This window comes from Pseudoalteromonas sp. meg-B1 (genome assembly GCF_003173795.1).
Lineage (GTDB): Bacteria > Pseudomonadota > Gammaproteobacteria > Enterobacterales > Alteromonadaceae > Pseudoalteromonas > Pseudoalteromonas undina.
In genome coordinates, this window is the sequence record NZ_QGQU01000001.1 from 14,076 (window position 1) to 32,435 (window position 18,360).

The window sequence follows — 18,360 nt, forward strand, 5'->3', positions numbered from 1 at the left end:
GTGTTGAGTAATTTACCGGTCATATTTTTAATGGGCCCCACCGCTGCTGGTAAAACAGCATTGGCAATTTCACTGTGTGAGCATTTAAATACTGAAATTATCAGCGTTGATTCTGCACTGGTTTATAAAGGTATGGATATTGGTACCGCTAAACCGGATGCCGACGAACTAGCACGTGCACCCCATCACCTAATTGACTTACTCGACCCAAGCGAAACCTATTCAGTAGCTGATTTTAGACGCGATGCGATAGAAAAAATTGATAAATTTCATCAACAAGGTAAAGTGCCTGTACTGGTTGGAGGTACAATGATGTACTTTAAAGCCCTTATTGATGGATTATCCCCTCTACCAGAGGCTGATGAGCAGATAAGAGCTGAGCTTGAAGTACAGGCGAAACAGTACGGTTGGCCACATTTATATCAAGAGCTATTAAAAGTAGATCCACAAGCTGCGAAAAAGATGAGTGAAAATGATTCACAACGAATTAATCGCGCTTTAGAGGTTTACCGTATAACAGGTAAAACAATGACTGAATTGCAAAAGCAAAAACAGCCACCTTTACCTTATACTTTTCATCAATTTGCTATTGCTCCAGATGATCGTAAAGAGTTACATCAGCGAATTGCAGAAAGGTTTAAAATAATGATTGAACAGGGGTTTGAAAAAGAAGTTTCGACCCTATATCTACGTGAGGATTTACATCCCAATATGCCTTCTATTCGTTGTGTAGGTTATAGACAGATGTGGGATTACCTTGCGGGTGAAATAGACCATGATGAAATGGTTTTTCGCGGTATTGCTGCCACTCGTCAATTGGCTAAGCGTCAATTAACGTGGTTAAGAAGTTGGCCTGACGTTACGTGGTTAACAACCGGTGATGAAGAAAACTTGCATCGTGTAGTAAGTTCGCTAAGCTAGTAGTAGCTGGACAAAATTTAGCTTTATTAAATTAGTTCAGCCACTTAATTATAATAACACCTAGAACGAAGGAATAATAACATGGCAAAAGGCCAATCGTTACAAGACCCATTTTTAAATGCATTACGCCGCGAGCGCATTCCAGTATCAATTTTTTTGGTAAATGGCATAAAATTACAAGGTAAAATTCAGTCATTTGACCAATTTGTAATTTTACTGGAAAACACTGTTAATCAAATGGTGTATAAACATGCAATTTCAACAGTTGTACCTGCACGCGCAGTCAACTTCCAAGGTGTACAGGGAAATGAAGACACTGAAGAAACTGAACCAGGAAACTTTTAAATTAGGAGCGTAATGCTTGTTTGACCGCTATGAATCTGGCGAACAGGCAATTTTAGTCCATATCGACCTACCTAAAGATGGGGATCGCGAAGATCTTCATGAATTAGAAATGTTGGTATCTTCTGCTGGTGTTAGTAGTTTGGCGGTTGTGCAAGGCAGCCGTCAAGCACCACATCCCAAGCTATTTGTCGGTACCGGCAAAGCGGAAGAAATAGCTGAAATTGTCAAAATCCACAATGCCGATGTTGTCATTTTTAACCATCAGTTGAGTCCGTCTCAAGAACGCAATTTAGAGCGTGTTTGCCAATGTCGGGTACTTGATAGAACAACACTTATTCTTGATATTTTTGCTCAGCGTGCCCGTACTCATGAAGGTAAACTTCAGGTTGAGTTGGCGCAGCTTCGTCACATGTCTACACGTTTAATTCGTGGTTGGACCCACCTTGAGCGCCAAAAAGGGGGGATAGGCTTACGTGGTCCGGGTGAAACGCAGCTAGAAACCGATCGACGTTTATTGCGCGCACGTATTAAAAATATTCGTGCTCGACTTGCTAAAGTCGCTGTACAGCGTGAGCAAGGTCGACGTGCTCGTACGCGCAATGAAATTCCAACAGTGTCGCTGGTGGGTTACACTAATGCCGGAAAATCAACACTGTTTAATTATATTACCGATTCAGATGTATATGCAGCCGATCAGCTATTCGCCACACTAGATCCAACACTGCGTAAACTCGATATTGGTGATGTTGGTTCTGTTATTTTAGCCGATACTGTAGGGTTTATTCGACACTTACCGCATGATTTGGTAGCTGCATTTAAAGCAACTCTGACCGAGACGCGTGAAGCCGATTTACAACTGCATGTGATAGATGTAGCTGATCCTCGCCGAAAAGAAAATATTGAACAGGTACAAGAAGTCCTCAAAGAAATTGAAGCCGACGAGGTACCGCAGTTATTAGTTTATAACAAAATTGATGCGCTGGATGAGGTAACGCCACGTATTGATCGTGATGACGAGGGCCAACCTATAAGGGTATGGCTATCTGCAAAAACTGGCGAAGGCTGTGAATTACTTAGTGAAGCTATTAGCGATTTACTCGCTAAGCAAATGCTTAATGAAACGTTATTACTCGCACCACAATATGGGCGTTTAAGAGCATCACTATTTAATTTAAGTGCAGTACACAATGAGCGGTTTGATGAACAAGGTAATTGGTTGCTTGATGTACGATTGCCTATGATTGAGTGGAACCGTTTAATTAAAGATTTTGGTCCTGAAATTGAAAGTTTTATTAGCTGAGATTAAAAACTGCAAGATTAATGTCGGTTTTAGTATAAGAAACGCAGAAGATTTGTTAGATTTAACACAATTTCCGAATTTATTTAGATAACAATGGAGTATAGCTATGGCCTGGAATGAACCGGGTAATAATGGCAATGACAAAGATCCGTGGAATAACAAAGGCGGACGTGATCAAGGCCCACCTGATTTAGACGAGGTGTTCCGCAAATTCAGTAACAAGTTTAACGGCTTATTTGGCGGTAAAAAATCCGGCAATGGTAGCAGCGGTGGACTTGGCGGAGCCGGTATTTCATTTGTACTTATTATCGCTGCAATTGTATGGGCGTTAAGCGGTATTTATACGGTGAAAGAAGCTGAGCGCGGCGTCGTTCTTCAATTTGGTAAGTTTGACCGAATTGCAGATCCTGGCTTGCGTTGGAAAATGACCTTTGTTGAAACGGTTATTCCAGTCGATATCGAAGCTGTTCGCTCGTTATCAGCATCAGGCTTTATGCTAACCGAAGATGAAAACGTAGTAAGCGTTGAATTTGAAGTACAGTATCGAGTAATCGACCCTTACTTATACAAGTTTAGTGTCACTAACGCTGACAGCAGCCTTGAAGAAGCATTAGATAGTGCGCTGCGTTATGTTGTTGGTCATTCAAAAATGGACCAAGTACTGACAAACGGTCGTGAAGTTGTACGTCAAAATACTTGGGATGAGCTAAATCAAATCATCGAACCTTATAACTTAGGTTTAATAGTAACTGACGTTAACTTCAAGGACTCTCGTCCACCAATGGAAGTTAAAGATGCGTTTGATGATGCAATTGCGGCCCAAGAGGATGAGCAACGCTTTATTCGTGAAGCAGAAGCGTATGCCCGTGAAATTGAACCGCGTGCGCGTGGTCAAGTGACTCGTATGACGCAAGAAGCTGAAGGTTACCAAGAACGTATTACTTTAGAAGCGCAAGGTGAAGTGGCTCGTTTTGAGAAATTACTTCCAGAATACCAAGCAGCTAAAGAAGTAACACGTGAGCGTTTATACATAGACACGATGCAAGAAGTGCTAGGTAATAGCTCTAAAGTGTTGGTTGATGTTAAAGGCGGCAACAACATGATGTACTTACCACTTGATAAAATCATGGAAAAACAGGGTTCATCAACACGTATTGCTTTACCTAGCTCAAGCGATATCAACGATTTACGTAACAAGGTAAATACGTCACGCAACAGCACTGTTAATAGTGGTAACGATCGCTTTAACAATGATCGCTTTAACGACGGGAGATAAGAGCAATGAAAAACTTTAGTTTAGTAATCCTATTAGCCGCCATTGTGATGTCTTTCTCGTCGGTGTTCGTGGTCTCTGAAGGGCAAAAGGCGATTGTACTTTTATTTAGTAAAGTGCAAAAAGACAGCGATGATGAAGCTGTAGTTTATGGCCCGGGTTTACACTTAAAAGTCCCATTTTTTAGCCAAGTACGTCGTATTGATGCACGTATTCAAACACTAGATGGCACACCAGATCGCTTTGTAACTAGCGAGAAAAAAGACTTAATCGTTGATTCGTTTGTAAAATGGCGCGTAAACGATTTTAGTTCTTTTTACCTGCGTGCACGTGGTGACAAGCAATACGCTGAAACACTGCTTAAGCAAAAAGTAAATAATGGCCTACGTACTAACTTTGGTACGCGTACTATTCGTGAAATTGTATCTGGTGAGCGTAGCGAGCTGATGGAAGAAGCGTTAGTACAAGCATCTGAAAGTGCTAGTGAGCTGGGTATTGAAGTACTTGATGTGCGTGTTAAGCAAATTAACTTACCACAAGAGGTGAGTAGCTCTATTTACCAACGTATGCGCGCTGAGCGTACTGCAGTTGCTAAAGAGCACCGCTCTGAAGGTCAGGAAAAAGCAGAAACAATTCGTGCAGGCGTTGACCGTCGCGTAACAGTAATGCTTGCCGACGCCGAACGTAATGCTCGTTCTGTTCGTGGCCAAGGTGATGCTGACGCTGCTGCGATTTACGCTAGTGCTTACAATAAAGACCCTGAGTTCTTTAGCTTTGTCCGCTCTTTAGAAGCTTACAAACAAACTTTCAAAGGCAAGCAAGACGTGATGGTGTTATCACCGGATAGCGACTTCTTCCAATACATGAAAGGCGCGAAAGCTCAGTAATCATAGCTTTAGTTAAACTTGAAAGCCCTGCAATTGCAGGGCTTTTTGTTATCTGAATTTTAAGTTTATAAATGACTGTTATTTATGTGATTATTAACGAAACACTGATGTTTACTACCCGCACGAGGAAAAAATAAGCTAAACGGGGTGAACATTGCTTTAGTTTTCTGGTAAAATCTCGTCCTAATTTTCTCTAAGTGAATTTGCAATGGGTAAAAACGTTGTTGTACTAGGCACCCAATGGGGTGACGAAGGTAAGGGTAAGGTAGTTGACCTCCTTACAGATAAAGCATCTTTAGTAGTTCGTTATCAAGGTGGTCATAACGCAGGCCATACTTTAGTGATCGACGGTGAAAAGACAGTTCTACACCTTATTCCATCGGGTGTATTACGTGACAATGTTAAATGTGTGATTGGTAATGGTGTTGTTTTATCACCAGAAGCGCTAATGAAAGAAATTGGCATGCTTGAAGAGCGTGGCGTACCTGTACGTGAACGTCTTTTAATCAGTGAAGCATGTCCGCTAATATTGCCTTTCCATGTTGCATTAGATGTAGCTCGCGAAACTGCGCGTGGCGATAAACCAATCGGTACAACGGGTCGTGGTATCGGTCCAGCGTACGAAGATAAAGTAGCACGTCGTGGTTTACGTGTTGGTGATTTATTCAATCCTGAATTATTTGCTACTAAGTTAAAAGAAGTATTGGAATACCACAACTTCACATTAGTTAACTACTACAAAGTAGACGCTGTTGACTTCCAAAAAACGTTTGATGATGCAATGGCTGTTGCTGATATTTTAAAAGCAATGGTAGTTGATGTAACTGAGCTTTTAGATCAAACGCGTAACGCCGGTGACAACATCTTATTTGAAGGTGCTCAAGGTACACTACTTGATATCGATCATGGTACTTACCCTTATGTAACATCTTCAAACACCACTGCTGGTGGCGTTGCTACAGGTGCGGGTTTTGGCCCATTACACCTTGATTATGTGCTAGGTATCATTAAAGCGTACACAACACGTGTAGGTTCAGGTCCTTTCCCTACAGAGCTTTACGACGGTCTTGATAAGCAAGACCCAGTCGGTAAGCATTTAGGTGACAAAGGCCATGAGTTTGGTGCTACTACAGGTCGTTTACGTCGTACAGGTTGGTTAGATGCAGTGGCTATGCGCCGTGCAGTCCAAATCAACAGCATTTCAGGATTTTGTTTAACTAAACTTGACGTTTTAGATGGTTTAGAAACACTTAAAATATGTACTGGTTATAAGCTTGAAGATGGCACTGTGACTAACGTGACGCCATTAGCAGCTGAAGGTTACGATAAAGTAACGCCAGTATACGAAGAAATGCCTGGCTGGTCTGAAAATACAGTGGGTGTAACATCGCTTGAAGGCTTACCTAAAGCGGCAATTGATTACATCAAACGTATTGAAGAAATCACTGGCGTACCTGTTGATATTATCTCTACAGGTCCTGATCGTGTTGAAACGATGATACTTCGTAGCCCATTTGCATAATTGGGTTTATGTTGAAAAAAGCTGCCATGTGCAGCTTTTTTTATGTCTGCAGAAAAGTGACGCTATTAATAGTGGAACGATCTTTGTATATTATTTGGTAAGTTTATTTTTAAAGTGGTTAATATGCGTTTATCTTCTCGTTGCTCAGTGTGGTCATTATCACTACTTACACTTTCTTTGTTTAATATAAACAATAGCTTAGCTGAAGAAAGCCCTGCAGCTGTGCCGCTGTATACTGAATCTGAGTTAATAGCTTTAATTAATGAGAACACTCATCTAGCGCGCGTAAAGGCAGATAATTGCCAGTTAGTGCAAGATATAGAAGCGCGAGCCAATAAAATGGCATTGCCATCATATCAATTCCTATACGGTGATATGCTCGCTTATAAAGTGTGTGTTGAGCGCGATGTTGCTTTAGGTGTGTATTACATGAAAAAAGCGGCTGAGCAGGGCTTAGCGGCTGCATTAGAGCAACTAGGTCGCTACTACGACGTTGGCCGGTTGGTCCAAAAAGACAAAACCATGGCAATAACCTACTTACGTGAGGCGTCAGCGCAAGGCAACTTAAAAGCGCAATTACGATTAGTTGGTTTGTTTAATCAAGGTTATGGTAGTCCAAGAGATTTCGAAGATGCTTATCGTTGGCTGTTTAACACCACGGTAGCTGATAAAGCGACACATAAAAAAATAGAGAGAGCATTAACTAAACTTGCTGAAAAAATGCCAGCCAGTGTCGTTACCCGCGCGCGCTTACCTATGTAAAAAAGCGAGAGTGCTTTTGCCGCACTCTCGCTTTTTTTAGTTATTACTCGTCTTTTTTATTGTCTTTGACTTTGTTATTGGCAGGATCTTTTAATAGCGATATTTTAGGCGGTTGCAATGCAACTACTCGTTCACCCTCTTGTGGTGGCTTTTCCATATCACTAGTAAAAGGCCTCATTTTCACTGGAGCGTCTTCATCACTGTCTTTATCCCCTTTGAGAATAAACAGTGGAATTGCTTCAGGGTTCATTTCTAAATACTGCTGCCAGCTAAATTCTTCAGATATTCGTGTTGCACTCACTTTACCGCCTTTGGCAATAACGCTGCTTAAGCGTGCATATGCTCCGTTTTCACCAAACAGAATTTGTCGTGATAAGAACGTCGCGCTGTCTTTATTTGCTTTAGCATGTGATGAAGATGAGCGTAGTGAAAATACATTTTTTTCATTCAATAAATGAGAAAAATACTGCACCCCTAATGCGTTATGATGACGATTAGGTGAAAGCGCTAAAACACTGCGAATAGTGGTTAAAGGTAAATAGCGTTCAGCATGCTCAGATTGTGGATTACCGTAATAACAAGGCAAACCATCCATACGTGCCATTTTACAGTTTTCCCAAGCAGGATCTGATAAGTGAACGGGAATGTTTTGTTCCTTTAAACCACGAGCAATAGCACGAGATACATGGTTGGCACCAATAATTAAAATAGTATTAGGGGAGGGCTGGCGCACCCCTAGCAACTTAGCAACAGGGATAGCCGTTAAGCTTTGCAGTACCACAGTGACGATAATAACCGTGAATATCAATGGCACCATTTTCTCAGCATCGGCTACACCGGCTTCTATCATACTTAACGCAAATACAGAGCCTACGGCTGCAGCAACTATACCGCGAGGCGCAATCCAAGCCAGCACCAAGCGAGACTTCATTGGTAAATCGGTGCCAAAGGTTGAAATAGCAATACACAACGGGCGCGCAATAAATAGCACAATAGCTAAAAATATAAACACGTCGCTATCTAGCATCATTAAGTCAGATAGTTGTAATCTGGCAGCGAGTAAAATAAACAAGGTTGAGATCAAAATCATCGACAGATCTTCTTTAAACTCAAGCACCGAATCTATTTCTAGGTCATCTTGATTAGCTAACCAAATACCAAATACAGTTACGGCCAATAATCCTGACTCATGACTTAAATGGTTTGAAATCGAAAAGCTAATTAACACTAACGCTAAAATGCCAAATTTATGTAGCTCAAATGGCAACCATTCGCGGCGCATCAGTTGCGTTGTGATCCAACCCGAAACCACACCAATACTTAAACCAACCCCAACGGTTTTAACTAGTGCAATTATAGTGTGACTAAGTACTTCACCTTGGCCAACTAACATCACAGCTTCAAATACTAATACCGCAAATAAAGCGCCAATAGGGTCTATGACTATGCCTTCCCAGCGTAAAATACGGTCAATATCTTGAGTGGGTCGCATTGAGTTAAGCAGTGGCGCAATAACCGTTGGTCCGGTTACAACAAGCACCGCGCCAAGCACTGCTGCGACTCGCCAATTTAACTCTAATAACCAATAGGCACTTAAGCTGATAACGACACAGGTCATAAGCATACCAATAGAGCAGAGGTTTCTTACGACTTTACTGATCCCTTTAAGCTCCCGAAAATGCAGTGTTAAAGACCCTTCAAATAAAATCACAGCAACGCTTAAAGACACCACAGGAAAAAGTAAATCGCCTAATAAGGCATCTGGGTCTAATACGCCACTAAATGGCCCTAATAAAAGCCCAGTAAGCAACAAAAACAGAATAGCGGGTACTCTGAACGCCCAGGCGACCCATTGGGCTAGCACCGAACACAATGCAATACCGGCTATATAAATTGCTGACATAGAGTAAAAACTCCTTAATATTAATAATGTTTAAAAGTATAACTGTTACCTACCAGTAATACAGTGGGTATACACGTGTAAATTCAATTTAGCTAATAAATAATACTTATTTATTTAGTGTTAACGTCATTTTCTAAAATGTTATCAAATTTATAGTCTATATAATTCATATTTATAGTAGTCTAACCACATGATACTTAATACAAAAAACACTAGCTTTAGTAGTGTTGACCTATTCAGCTTGAATTTTAGCCTTGATCTAAGCAGCTACTTTAACGTATTATACTTCGTGTTCGAATAATTAGTTATCTAATCAAGTTTGTAGTTTAAATACTAGATTATGTTAGATATAAACATCTTAACTCTCTTACTGATTGTTTTTGCTTTGTTTTGTTATATTTGAACACACAATATCATTTACCGTACTCTTTGGTATGGTTTTGCTCAAAGTGTTTATTTGCTCAATGCAGATAAATAAAAGTTTGAGTTGAACTATTACCTTTCAATATTTAATCCCCATCGTGGCGATTAAATCTCGGTCCTTAAGTCATCACCCTATCTGTTGGTGTACCAGACTTAAGAGGCTCTATGTATGTTGTTAATAAAAAGGCCGCACACAGCTTTTTACAGCGATACATAAACAACACTTTATATTTTTTTAGTTAGTACGATCCGATTTATTTATTGGGTTAATACTATTTATTTTTTGCATCTCAATTTAAAACGCTAGTTTTAGAGACGGTGTACGTGTGTGTAAAAAGTGTGGGCAATGATAAATAAATTCGACGCTGTGTTTATAAACATGGCGACCTGGTTTCATTCATCTATGTGATGAATACAAATTAAATGGAAAGTTGAGCACTTATGCAAAAGTTAAATTGGCGACGTATCGTACTTAAAGTGGGCAGTGCCTTAATTGCACCCGATCAAGATGGCTGTCGTTCACGTTATTTATTAACCATCGCACAGTTTATTGTCCGCTGTCGCGCACGTGGAATTGAGGTTATTTTAGTTTCATCTGGTTCTGTAGCGGCTGGCTCACATTTATTTCCATCAGACCAACCTCGTTCAGTGGTAATGAAAAAAGCGATGGCTGCAGCAGGGCAAACAGAAATGATGGCCATGTGGGATCGTTTCTTTGATTTTCCATCAGCACAGCTATTATTAACTCATGGTGATTTACGTGACCGTGAGCGTTACCAGAGTATCCGTGAAACCGTATTTACATTGCTAGAACACGGCGTGCTACCTATCATTAATGAAAATGATGCAGTAACAACAGATGATTTAAAAGTGGGTGATAACGATAATTTATCAGCCATGGTTGCAGCAGCCGCTGATGCAGATGCATTAATGATTTTCTCTGATGTAGATGGCTTGTATGATAAAAACCCAAATCTGCATGACGATGCCGTATTATTGCCTGAAATAAAATCAATTGATGATTCTATTTATGCTATGGCAGGATGTGCTACCAGTGCGGTAGGTACAGGTGGTATGAAAACCAAGATTGAAGCGGCAGAGAAAGCCACTTCACATGGTATTGCAACTTACATTATTAATGGCTTTAAAGAAGAAACCTTTACTCGCTTGTTAGCCGGTGAAAACCCAGGTAGCGTATTCTTGCCTTATGAAAAACCAATGCAAGATTCTATTCACTGGATGACACATACCGCTAATGAGCAGGGGGAAGTCGTTGTTGAAGGGTCATTTGATGACTCATTAGAAGGTGAAGACGGTTGCTTACGTGGCGATGAGATCAGAGAAGTACATGGCGAGTTTGCTGTGGGCGATACTATCTTAGTTCGCAGTGAAGATGGTACGCGTTTAGCTAAAGCCACAGCAAATTACAGTAGCTGCTTGTTAAACTTTATTGCAGATAACGAGCAGAGTGAATTCAGCGAAAAAATGCAGGATTCAATTGGACCAATTATTTCAGAAAAAGATATCGCATTATTGGAGAAGTCATGAGTTTAATTACGGATATATCACGCCAGGCAGCAAAGGCTGCACATACACTTGCTTTACTCGATACCGAGACTAAAAACAAAGTGTTAACCGATATGGCAGCGGCATTAAGAGAGCAAAAAGAATTTATAATCAAAGAAAATGAAAGTGACCTAAGCGCAGCACGCGACAATAATTTAGCAGCATCAATGATTGACCGTTTAACATTGAATGATGAGCGTATTGAAGCCATGGCTGAGGGTATCGAAGTGATTGTTTCATTAGATGATCCTGTTGGCCAGTTACGTGACATTACTGAACGCCCAAATGGTATTAAAATTCGTAAAATGCGTGTACCACTTGGCGTAGTATGTATGATTTATGAAGCGCGTCCTAATGTAACGGCTGACGCAGGGGCATTGTGCTTTAAGTCAGGTAACGGTGTTATTTTACGCGGTGGTAAAGAAGCGCTGAAAAGCTCACAAGCCATTGCCAGTGTAATGCATAGCGTGCTTACAAAACATGGTCTACCAACTGCGCTAATTTCAGTGATTCCTGATCCTGACCGTGCTTTACTAATGGAATTGATGCAACAACGCGATAGCATTGACTTAATCATCCCTCGTGGTGGTGAAGGCCTAATTAACTATGTTACTGAAAACAGCACAATCCCTGTTATTCAACATTTTAAAGGCGTTTGTCATTTATATGTAGATAAAGATGCTGATTTAGAAGTAGCACTAAATTTACTGCTTAATGGTAAGACTCAGCGTACTGGTGTATGTAATGCACTTGAGGGTTTAGTGGTACACCAAGATGTAGCTGATGAGTTTTTAAATCTGTGTGCAGTTGTACTTCGTCAAGAAGGTGTAAAAATTAATGCTGACGCCAAAGCGGCTGAATATTTTGATAATGCCACTGTACTTGCTGATAACGAATTTGGTGAAGAGTACTTAGACTTAGAGTTAGCAATTCGTATTGTGCCAAGTTTTGATGCAGCCGTTGAGCACATTGCTCAATTCGGTTCAAATCATACTGAAGTTATCTGTACTAAGGACGATGCGGCGGCAGAGTTATTCCAACGTAGTGTTGATGCGTCGGTTGTTATGGTTAATGCGTCATCACGCTTTTCTGATGGCTCACAACTAGGCTTAGGTGCAGAGATTGGTATTGCAACGACTAAGTTACATGCTTATGGCCCTATGGGGCTTGAGTCATTAACCACTGAAAAATATTTAGTGAATGGTGTTGGTCAAGTTCGCGAATAACTAACCCAACTCAATAAATTATAAAAATGCCGGGCTTTGCTCGGCATTTTTGATCTCGATTTAGCAAAATTAAACAACTAAGCAAACATAGAGATTAAAAAATACAGAGAAATTTATTTAGAATATAAAAATAAGGATATTACTTGAAGGAAAGAGTAGGAAAGTGGTGGAGCTAAGCAGGATCGAACTGCTGACCTCCTGCGTGCAAGGCAGGCGCTCTCCCAGCTGAGCTATAGCCCCACATTCCTAATTTACATGTGCTGTAAATGCTTAAGTGCTGAGTCTTAAGCGGGGTGAACTTTAAATATTTTTACGTTTTCGGTCAAGTATTTTTTCACAAATTTTTCCGTTTTAACTAATTTTTGTTAAACTCGGCCTCAATATTTACTAAAACGACAATACATAATGAAAAAATACGCTTTAGTTTTCATGATTTTTCTTTTTGGCTGTGCCAACTCGGTAGATGAGCCTCCCTATGAAATTAATAATAAACAATTTTATGACACCCTTGATGATCAAGGTAATAAGCTTTTTGCCTATGTGGTCTCTGTAAAGGCTAAGAGCCGCGAGCAAATTAATATTAATAAAAAGCTAACCCGAAGCGATGTTAAGCGTTTTGCCGAACAAGAGCATTTTGAAGAGTCGAGCGTGCTTAAGTTACAATTAGAAGATCAAGCGGTAGAGTTTCTTAATAAAGAGCTTGCACAACGTAACTATTGTGCAGATAAGCATGAAATAAACGAAGTGTTATGGCGAGATTTAAGTGTGCAATTAAGAGGGCGTTGTTTGTAGTATGTTAGCGGATAAACAAAAATTAGCGGCGGTGTTAGCCCAACTTGATATTAACTATGACGTGATTGAGCATCCAGCGTTGCATGGCAGCTTAGATGCCGACGAGCTGATGGTGAATCGCCCTGGAACACGATTAAAAAATCTATTTTTGCGAGATAACGAAGGTAAGCGCCATTTTTTAGTGATCACCGCGCATGATAAACAACTCGATTTAAAATCGTTGTCTAAACAGCAAGGGCTATCGCGTTTAGGGTTTGCCTCTAATGAGCGCTTGGCTAAGTACTTAAAAGTTGCACCAGGTTGTGTGTCAATGCTCAGCTTAATGAACGATAAGCAACGAGATGTAACGCTTTGGCTTGATCAGGATATTTGGTTTGGCGATTTATTTCATTGCCATCCATTTGAAAACACCCAAACATGGTTATTAACTAAGCCTGATTTATTGCGTTTTTTTGATTTTACTGAACATCAGCCGCGGGTGATGTTTTTACCCTCGCGCTGAGCCCACAAAATAAGACCCAGCCCACATAAGCAAACCGCAAGAAGTGTTGCCATAAATGCGGTTTGCCCGTGTGCTTGATAAACCACCCCAGGTAATAACGATCCTAGTGCGCCACCGCTATAATAAAATGACACGTAACAACCATTAGTAACACTCGGTGGAGCGTGACTAATTTTATTAACCAATGGTGCCGCTGTTGAATGAATTACAAACATAGCGCCACAAAAGAGTGTGAATGCAATTAAAAACAACATCAGTGAATGACTCATTAATAACACAATACTGAGGTTATAAAACAGGAATACCAATGCCAATAAGCGCCAAGCTGAGGTCATTTTTTTTAATAACCACGGGGTAAAAATAGAGGCTAACGCGCCAATTAAATAACCACTATAAACTAAGCCAATGTCGCGGGTGTTATTAATTAAAAAGGTATTTTTTAAAATAAAAGGCAAGTAGTTTAATAATGCGGCAAAGCAAAAAAACATACAAAATATGGCACCATAAAGTTTAAGTACCGAGCCTTCTTTAAGTTGTTTCATATAATCTAAAGGTGATAACACCTCACTAGAGCTACTCAGGACAAAGCGTTTATGGGGGATGCTAAGCGAGAGTATTATCAACATGGCAGCAATTAAGTAATAAAAACTTTGCCATGACCACAAGTCGCTAAAGAGCGCAGCCAATACTCGGCCAAAATAACCACCGACAATAGTACTACCAATATAAAGAGTCATATTTTTTTGTAATGTATCGGCTTGATAGCTCATACCAATATAACTGGTCATTGCGGTTAAAGCGGCAGGTAAAGTCAGCCCTTGTAAAAACCGAACAAGTAACAGTAGCTCAAAACTAGGGGCATAAATAAATAATAAACAGCCGACACCGAGTAATAACATTGCGATGCGTAAAATTAATAATGGGTTTCGCTTGGCTAGAAACAACCCATACACCAAAGGGGCAATGGCTAAAGGCAGCATAGTGGCAGTCATTAAGCTGCCTGCAATGGCAGGCGCTACATTAAATTCGGTGGCAAATAAACTTAATAATGGCTGTGGTGCGTATAAGACAAAAAAAATAAAAACAGAACAAAGGAGTAAGTGAGATAAGCGCATTGACTGCCGTTAACATTGCTTATTAGTTGAGTCGCATTATATACAAAACTGCTAGGGTTTTCATAAATTAACCTTTATTGCGCTAAATCATGCTTTGTTTTCAGTAGTTTGTTAGATTAATACCAATAGCGCTGTTATTTACGCTCGTTGGTGATTAAAATAGCATTAATATTCGTTTTTAGTGGGAACACGCCATGGGGTCACTACAAGAGCAATTGCTCCAAGCTGGTTTAACAACATCACATAAAGCCAAAGTTGCTAAATCAGAAAAGCGCAAGCAACAGAAAAAGCAAAAGAAGGGAGCGACAAGCAACCCAAATGATTTGCAAAAGCATATTCAGCAAACCAAGCTTGAGCAGCAGCAAAAAGCCGAAGAGCTTAACAAAACGCGCCAAGAAGAATTAAAGCAACGTGAGCAGGTAGCCCGTGTTAAGCAAATTTTAGAGCATCACAATCAAGAGTCAATTCGTGGTGAGCGTACCTTTAACTTTACTTATGAAAATAAAGTAAAGGGCCTTGATGTGAATGAGAAAACGCAAAAGGCGCTCTCGGGCGGACGTTTAGCAATTTGTGTATTAGAAGGCCAGTTTTACGTATTAGAAGACGAGCCTGCACGCAAAGTGGCTGAGGTTGATGAAAAGTATATTGTGTTTCATGTTGAACCTGAGAACAAAGCCAAGGACGAAGACGATCCGTACGCTGATTTTGAAGTACCAGACGATCTTATTTGGTAAGGTGTTATTAAGTATCTGCTCAGCTAAGGCAAGGTAATATTTGTTTTATGAGGGATACACGTATTTGTTCTGATTGATCGTCAAACCTTATCAAGGACGTATGCTTTTTAAAGATTTATTGACTACAATTATCACAACCGTTTTTTTTAACCGTAAAAAAGAAGAGTAAATACAATGAGCAAGATAAAAACACTTTTATTAGGCGCGGGTATTGGTTTAGCCGCAAGTTTTTCATTTTCAGCCGCCGCTGCTGATGGCGCTGCACTTTATACCGCTAAAAACTGTCAAACATGTCATGGTGCAGATGGTAAAGCACCTATCATGGCGATGTACCCTAAGCTAAATGGTCAAAACAAAGAGTATTTAGTAGCGCAAATGAAAGACATTAAGTCAGGCGCTCGTAACAACGGTATGTCTATGGCAATGAAAGCAATGGTTGCGACTGTGACTGATGAAGAGTTTGAAGCGATTGCCGATTACCTATCAAAAGTACAATAATCGCTAACGAAACCTTAAAAGAGCCACACCTTTGTGTGGCTTTTTTATTTGGTGATTGCCATCATGCGAATACTCATTTAGACTTCTAAACATCTACTATTGCTAGCGTTATGCTGTGTTTTAAAAGGCTTGTTATGTTTGATTTACCCCAGCTCGATTTAAAAAATAAAGTATCAGAACAAGAGTGGCAACTACGTGTTGATTTAGCCGCATGTTATCGATTAGTTGACCATTTTCGTTGGGGGGATTTAATCTATACGCACCTTTCTGCTCGCCTACCGGGTACGGATCATTATTTAGTAAACGCGTTCGGTTTAACGTTTGATGAGATCACTGCATCTAACTTAGTTAAAGTTGATTTAAATGGCCGCATTATTGACGACACTCCATTTGATATTAACCCTGCGGGGTTCACCATTCACAGTGCCATTCATGAAGTACGCGAGGATGCCCATTGCGTAATACACCTACACACTAAAGAAACCATTGCAGTTGCAACACAAAAAGAAGGGCTGTTACCGTTAAGTCAGTATTCGATGTTTTCATTACCCTCTCTGTCATACCATGGTTATGAAGGCCTAGCGGTGAATGATGATGAGCGTAAACGCCTGCAAACAGATTTAGGTAGCACCAACCATATGCTATTGGTGAATCATGGCGGCTTAACGGTAGGGCCAACAGTAGGTGATGCGTTTATGCGCTTTTATGACCTTCAACGTGCCTGTGAAATACAGTTAGCTATTCAATCAAGTGCACAAGAAGCGATTGCAGTACCACAAGCTATTATTGATAACATTTATAATCAAGCGAACGTTGTTCACAGCGGCAGTACTGGGGGGCAGCTAGCATGGCCTGCCATGTTACGAAAAGCGTATCGTCTTGACCCAAGTTTTGCAAAATAACCGATAAAGGTTAATAAGGAATTTTTTATGAAAGTAAATCGCGTTGAAGTCTTTGACATTCATTGTCCTGAGCGTCCTGCATGGACGCCGGTATTTGTTCGCATTCATACCGATGAAGGGATTAGCGGTGTAGGTGAAGCCGGTCTTGCTTATGACTTAGGTCACAGCGCTGCCGCTGCGATGATCAAAGAAATGGCCGATGCCTTTTTAATTGGCCATGACCCGTTTCAAACTGAAAAACTATGGTCACGTATGTTGCGTGAAAGCTTTTGGGGTTTAGGTGGTGGGCCGGTAGTTTATGCTGCAATGAGTGCGATTGATACTGCGCTTTGGGATATAAAGGGTAAAGCATTGGGTTTACCTGTGTATCAGTTGCTTGGTGGTAAAGTTAACGACAAACTACGTACTTATGCATCGCAGTTACAGTTTGACTGGGACAGTGAGTTTAAAGCGCTGGTACAGCCACAAGAATATGCCGAAGCGGCACTAAAAGCAGTAGCGGAAGGTTACGATGCGGTAAAGGTTGACCCAATTCAATACGATAAAGACGGCAACACCTATTACGATCGCACAAATATTATTTCTCGCCCAGAAATGAAACTATACCGCGCTCGTATGCAGGCTATTCGTGAAGCAGTAGGTGACGAAGTCGACATTATTTTTGAATGCCACAGTTTACCTGGTGCGACATCAGCAATTCAAATTGGTGAGATTGCAGAAGAATTTGATTGTATGTATTTTGAAGAGCCGGTGAATTATTTAAACCACTCATTACATGCCAAAGTGGCTGATAAAGTGGCTGTGCCTATTGCAGGCGGCGAGCGCTTATATAACCGTTGGGGCGTGCGTCCATATTTAGAAGATCAAAGCATTGATGTACTACAGCCAGATATTGGTTTATGTGGTGGCCTTACTGAAACTAAAAAAGTATGTGATTACGCAGATATTTTTGACGTGCGTATTCAGGCACACGTGTGTGGTGGGCCGGTTGCAACCGCGGCAGCATTACATTTAGAAACAGCAATCCCTAACTTTTTAATTCATGAACATCATACTTATGCGATTAAAAAGTGGAACAGAGAGCTGTGCTTACAAGATCCACAACCTAAAAATGGCTTTTTTGAAGTATCAGAAGAACCAGGTCTTGGGATTGAGCTTAACGATGAAATTGTAATGCGTTCACAACGTGTAGAAATAAAATAAATAACCTGAACTCTGCTTGAGATGGATTTATTATCCAGAGTTCAGGTTAAATAGCTCTATTTAAGAATAGCCGGTAAGTGATTCACTGACCGGCTTTTTTTATCGCTGTGGATTTATTTTACAAAGTACCTGTTTTAGTTCGATGGTTGCTTTGCTATCAAGATGGCGAACAAAACAGCGCTCTCCCTTAATCATCAGTTCAAACTGATCCGGCATATTAAGCTGCTTGCCCATAATCGGATTTCCCTGAGGGTCTTTGTGATTAAGTTGCTCAAGTGTAACTGTGCTTGAGGTTACAAAAACGTCGTCGGTTAATTGAACCTGTGAGCTATGTAGCAGTTGCGTAATCGCATCAGCTACTTTAGCGCTATTCGGCTCAATTAGTAACGCATGCTGTAGCTTAGGTGTCGGTTCTGAGCTTTGCGCTAAGCAACCCGTTAACCCTAATGTCGCTGCAATCATGCTTATTGCTAATAATATGTTCAT

At 40.6% G+C, this 18,360-nt stretch carries 18 protein-coding genes and 1 tRNA gene; 15 read left to right on the forward strand and 4 right to left on the reverse strand.

The window, feature by feature from the left end; genetic code table 11:
• The first annotated feature begins 3 nt into the window (after positions 1-3).
• From miaA to DK924_RS00100, 7 genes are all read left to right on the forward strand, one after another.
• On the forward strand, positions 4-921 hold the full coding sequence (miaA, locus tag DK924_RS00070; RefSeq protein ID WP_054202670.1) for a tRNA (adenosine(37)-N6)-dimethylallyltransferase MiaA: 918 nt from the start codon (positions 4-6) through the stop codon (positions 919-921).
• An 81-nt stretch (positions 922-1,002) separates the two neighbouring features.
• On the forward strand, positions 1,003-1,266 hold the full coding sequence (gene hfq / locus DK924_RS00075) for an RNA chaperone Hfq (RefSeq protein WP_008113494.1): 264 nt from the start codon (positions 1,003-1,005) through the stop codon (positions 1,264-1,266).
• A gap of 16 nt (positions 1,267-1,282) precedes the next feature.
• Positions 1,283-2,566 (forward strand): ribosome rescue GTPase HflX, encoded by a 1,284-nt coding sequence (gene hflX / locus DK924_RS00080; RefSeq protein WP_010391685.1) that lies wholly within the window; start codon positions 1,283-1,285, stop codon positions 2,564-2,566.
• 106 nt (positions 2,567-2,672) lie between these two features.
• Entirely contained in the window at positions 2,673-3,842 is a 1,170-nt protein-coding gene (gene hflK, locus DK924_RS00085; protein WP_109874040.1) for an FtsH protease activity modulator HflK, read from the forward strand.
• Between the two features lie 5 nt (positions 3,843-3,847).
• Positions 3,848-4,726, forward strand: coding sequence for a protease modulator HflC (hflC, locus tag DK924_RS00090; protein WP_010391687.1), 879 nt, complete (start codon positions 3,848-3,850; stop codon positions 4,724-4,726).
• A 208-nt stretch (positions 4,727-4,934) separates the two neighbouring features.
• On the forward strand, positions 4,935-6,248 hold the full coding sequence (locus DK924_RS00095; protein WP_010391689.1) for an adenylosuccinate synthase: 1,314 nt from the start codon (positions 4,935-4,937) through the stop codon (positions 6,246-6,248).
• Positions 6,249-6,371: 123 nt separating this feature from the next.
• On the forward strand, positions 6,372-7,010 hold the full coding sequence (locus tag DK924_RS00100; protein ID WP_109874041.1) for a tetratricopeptide repeat protein: 639 nt from the start codon (positions 6,372-6,374) through the stop codon (positions 7,008-7,010).
• A gap of 43 nt (positions 7,011-7,053) precedes the next feature.
• Here DK924_RS00100 and DK924_RS00105 read toward each other — a convergent pair whose 3' ends face one another.
• Positions 7,054-8,913 (reverse strand): sodium:proton antiporter, encoded by a 1,860-nt coding sequence (locus tag DK924_RS00105; RefSeq protein WP_010391691.1) that lies wholly within the window; start codon positions 8,911-8,913, stop codon positions 7,054-7,056.
• Positions 8,914-9,777: 864 nt separating this feature from the next.
• Between DK924_RS00105 and proB the strand changes: the two genes are divergently transcribed.
• Complete coding sequence (gene proB / locus DK924_RS00110) at positions 9,778-10,884, forward strand: glutamate 5-kinase (RefSeq protein WP_010391693.1); 1,107 nt, start codon at positions 9,778-9,780, stop codon at positions 10,882-10,884.
• Entirely contained in the window at positions 10,881-12,128 is a 1,248-nt protein-coding gene (locus tag DK924_RS00115; RefSeq protein WP_010391694.1) for a glutamate-5-semialdehyde dehydrogenase, read from the forward strand. The genes proB and DK924_RS00115 overlap by 4 nt, the downstream gene beginning before the upstream one ends.
• A gap of 164 nt (positions 12,129-12,292) precedes the next feature.
• Here DK924_RS00115 and DK924_RS00120 read toward each other — a convergent pair.
• Positions 12,293-12,368: transfer RNA gene (locus DK924_RS00120), tRNA-Ala, on the reverse strand.
• A 165-nt stretch (positions 12,369-12,533) separates the two neighbouring features.
• On the opposite strand from DK924_RS00120, the gene DK924_RS00125 reads away from it, so the two are divergent.
• On the forward strand, positions 12,534-12,920 hold the full coding sequence (locus DK924_RS00125) for a hypothetical protein (RefSeq protein ID WP_109874042.1): 387 nt from the start codon (positions 12,534-12,536) through the stop codon (positions 12,918-12,920).
• A 1-nt stretch (position 12,921) separates the two neighbouring features.
• Positions 12,922-13,422: a prolyl-tRNA synthetase associated domain-containing protein gene (locus tag DK924_RS00130; protein ID WP_055012388.1), complete on the forward strand. Its 501-nt coding sequence runs from the start codon at positions 12,922-12,924 to the stop codon at positions 13,420-13,422.
• Here the strand turns inward: DK924_RS00130 and DK924_RS00135 are convergent.
• Positions 13,389-14,537 carry an MFS transporter gene (locus DK924_RS00135; protein ID WP_055012389.1) on the reverse strand — a complete coding sequence of 383 codons (1,149 nt, stop codon included), beginning with the start codon at positions 14,535-14,537 and terminating at the stop codon, positions 13,389-13,391. The two genes, DK924_RS00130 and DK924_RS00135, sit on opposite strands and share 34 nt — an antisense overlap.
• 194 nt (positions 14,538-14,731) lie before the next feature.
• Here DK924_RS00135 and DK924_RS00140 point away from each other — a divergent pair, with 194 nt between their 5' ends.
• The 4 genes from DK924_RS00140 (at position 14,732) to DK924_RS00155 (ending at position 17,874) form a co-directional block, all read left to right on the forward strand.
• Positions 14,732-15,271: a DUF2058 domain-containing protein gene (locus tag DK924_RS00140; protein ID WP_008113474.1), complete on the forward strand. Its 540-nt coding sequence runs from the start codon at positions 14,732-14,734 to the stop codon at positions 15,269-15,271.
• A 174-nt stretch (positions 15,272-15,445) separates the two neighbouring features.
• Positions 15,446-15,769 carry a c-type cytochrome gene (locus DK924_RS00145; protein ID WP_036980337.1) on the forward strand — a complete coding sequence of 108 codons (324 nt, stop codon included), beginning with the start codon at positions 15,446-15,448 and terminating at the stop codon, positions 15,767-15,769.
• Between the two features lie 134 nt (positions 15,770-15,903).
• A complete protein-coding gene (locus DK924_RS00150) occupies positions 15,904-16,671 on the forward strand; it encodes a class II aldolase/adducin family protein (protein WP_036980336.1) in 768 nt (255 codons plus the stop codon).
• Positions 16,672-16,698: 27 nt separating this feature from the next.
• A complete protein-coding gene (locus DK924_RS00155; protein ID WP_109874043.1) occupies positions 16,699-17,874 on the forward strand; it encodes a mandelate racemase/muconate lactonizing enzyme family protein in 1,176 nt (391 codons plus the stop codon).
• 99 nt (positions 17,875-17,973) lie between these two features.
• Here the strand turns inward: DK924_RS00155 and DK924_RS00160 are convergent, their stop codons facing one another.
• A complete protein-coding gene (locus DK924_RS00160; RefSeq protein WP_055012390.1) occupies positions 17,974-18,360 on the reverse strand; it encodes a hypothetical protein in 387 nt (128 codons plus the stop codon).

Bases quoted from the DNA above. Each gene is read 5' to 3' on its own strand.
- hfq (WP_008113494.1), top strand. From the start codon at position 1,003: ATGGCAAAAGGCCAATCGTTACAAGACCCATTTTTAAATGCATTACGC.
- DK924_RS00150 (WP_036980336.1), top strand. From the start codon at position 15,904: ATGTTTGATTTACCCCAGCTCGATTTAAAAAATAAAGTATCAGAACAA.
- hflC (WP_010391687.1), top strand. From the start codon at position 3,848: ATGAAAAACTTTAGTTTAGTAATCCTATTAGCCGCCATTGTGATGTCT.
- DK924_RS00115 (WP_010391694.1), top strand. From the start codon at position 10,881: ATGAGTTTAATTACGGATATATCACGCCAGGCAGCAAAGGCTGCACAT.
- DK924_RS00095 (WP_010391689.1), top strand. From the start codon at position 4,935: ATGGGTAAAAACGTTGTTGTACTAGGCACCCAATGGGGTGACGAAGGT.
- DK924_RS00160 (WP_055012390.1), bottom strand. From the start codon at position 18,360: ATGAACATATTATTAGCAATAAGCATGATTGCAGCGACATTAGGGTTA.
- DK924_RS00100 (WP_109874041.1), top strand. From the start codon at position 6,372: ATGCGTTTATCTTCTCGTTGCTCAGTGTGGTCATTATCACTACTTACA.
- DK924_RS00130 (WP_055012388.1), top strand. From the start codon at position 12,922: ATGTTAGCGGATAAACAAAAATTAGCGGCGGTGTTAGCCCAACTTGAT.
- DK924_RS00125 (WP_109874042.1), top strand. From the start codon at position 12,534: ATGAAAAAATACGCTTTAGTTTTCATGATTTTTCTTTTTGGCTGTGCC.
- DK924_RS00140 (WP_008113474.1), top strand. From the start codon at position 14,732: ATGGGGTCACTACAAGAGCAATTGCTCCAAGCTGGTTTAACAACATCA.
- DK924_RS00145 (WP_036980337.1), top strand. From the start codon at position 15,446: ATGAGCAAGATAAAAACACTTTTATTAGGCGCGGGTATTGGTTTAGCC.
- DK924_RS00155 (WP_109874043.1), top strand. From the start codon at position 16,699: ATGAAAGTAAATCGCGTTGAAGTCTTTGACATTCATTGTCCTGAGCGT.
- proB (WP_010391693.1), top strand. From the start codon at position 9,778: ATGCAAAAGTTAAATTGGCGACGTATCGTACTTAAAGTGGGCAGTGCC.
- hflK (WP_109874040.1), top strand. From the start codon at position 2,673: ATGGCCTGGAATGAACCGGGTAATAATGGCAATGACAAAGATCCGTGG.
- DK924_RS00135 (WP_055012389.1), bottom strand. From the start codon at position 14,537: ATGCGCTTATCTCACTTACTCCTTTGTTCTGTTTTTATTTTTTTTGTC.
- DK924_RS00105 (WP_010391691.1), bottom strand. From the start codon at position 8,913: ATGTCAGCAATTTATATAGCCGGTATTGCATTGTGTTCGGTGCTAGCC.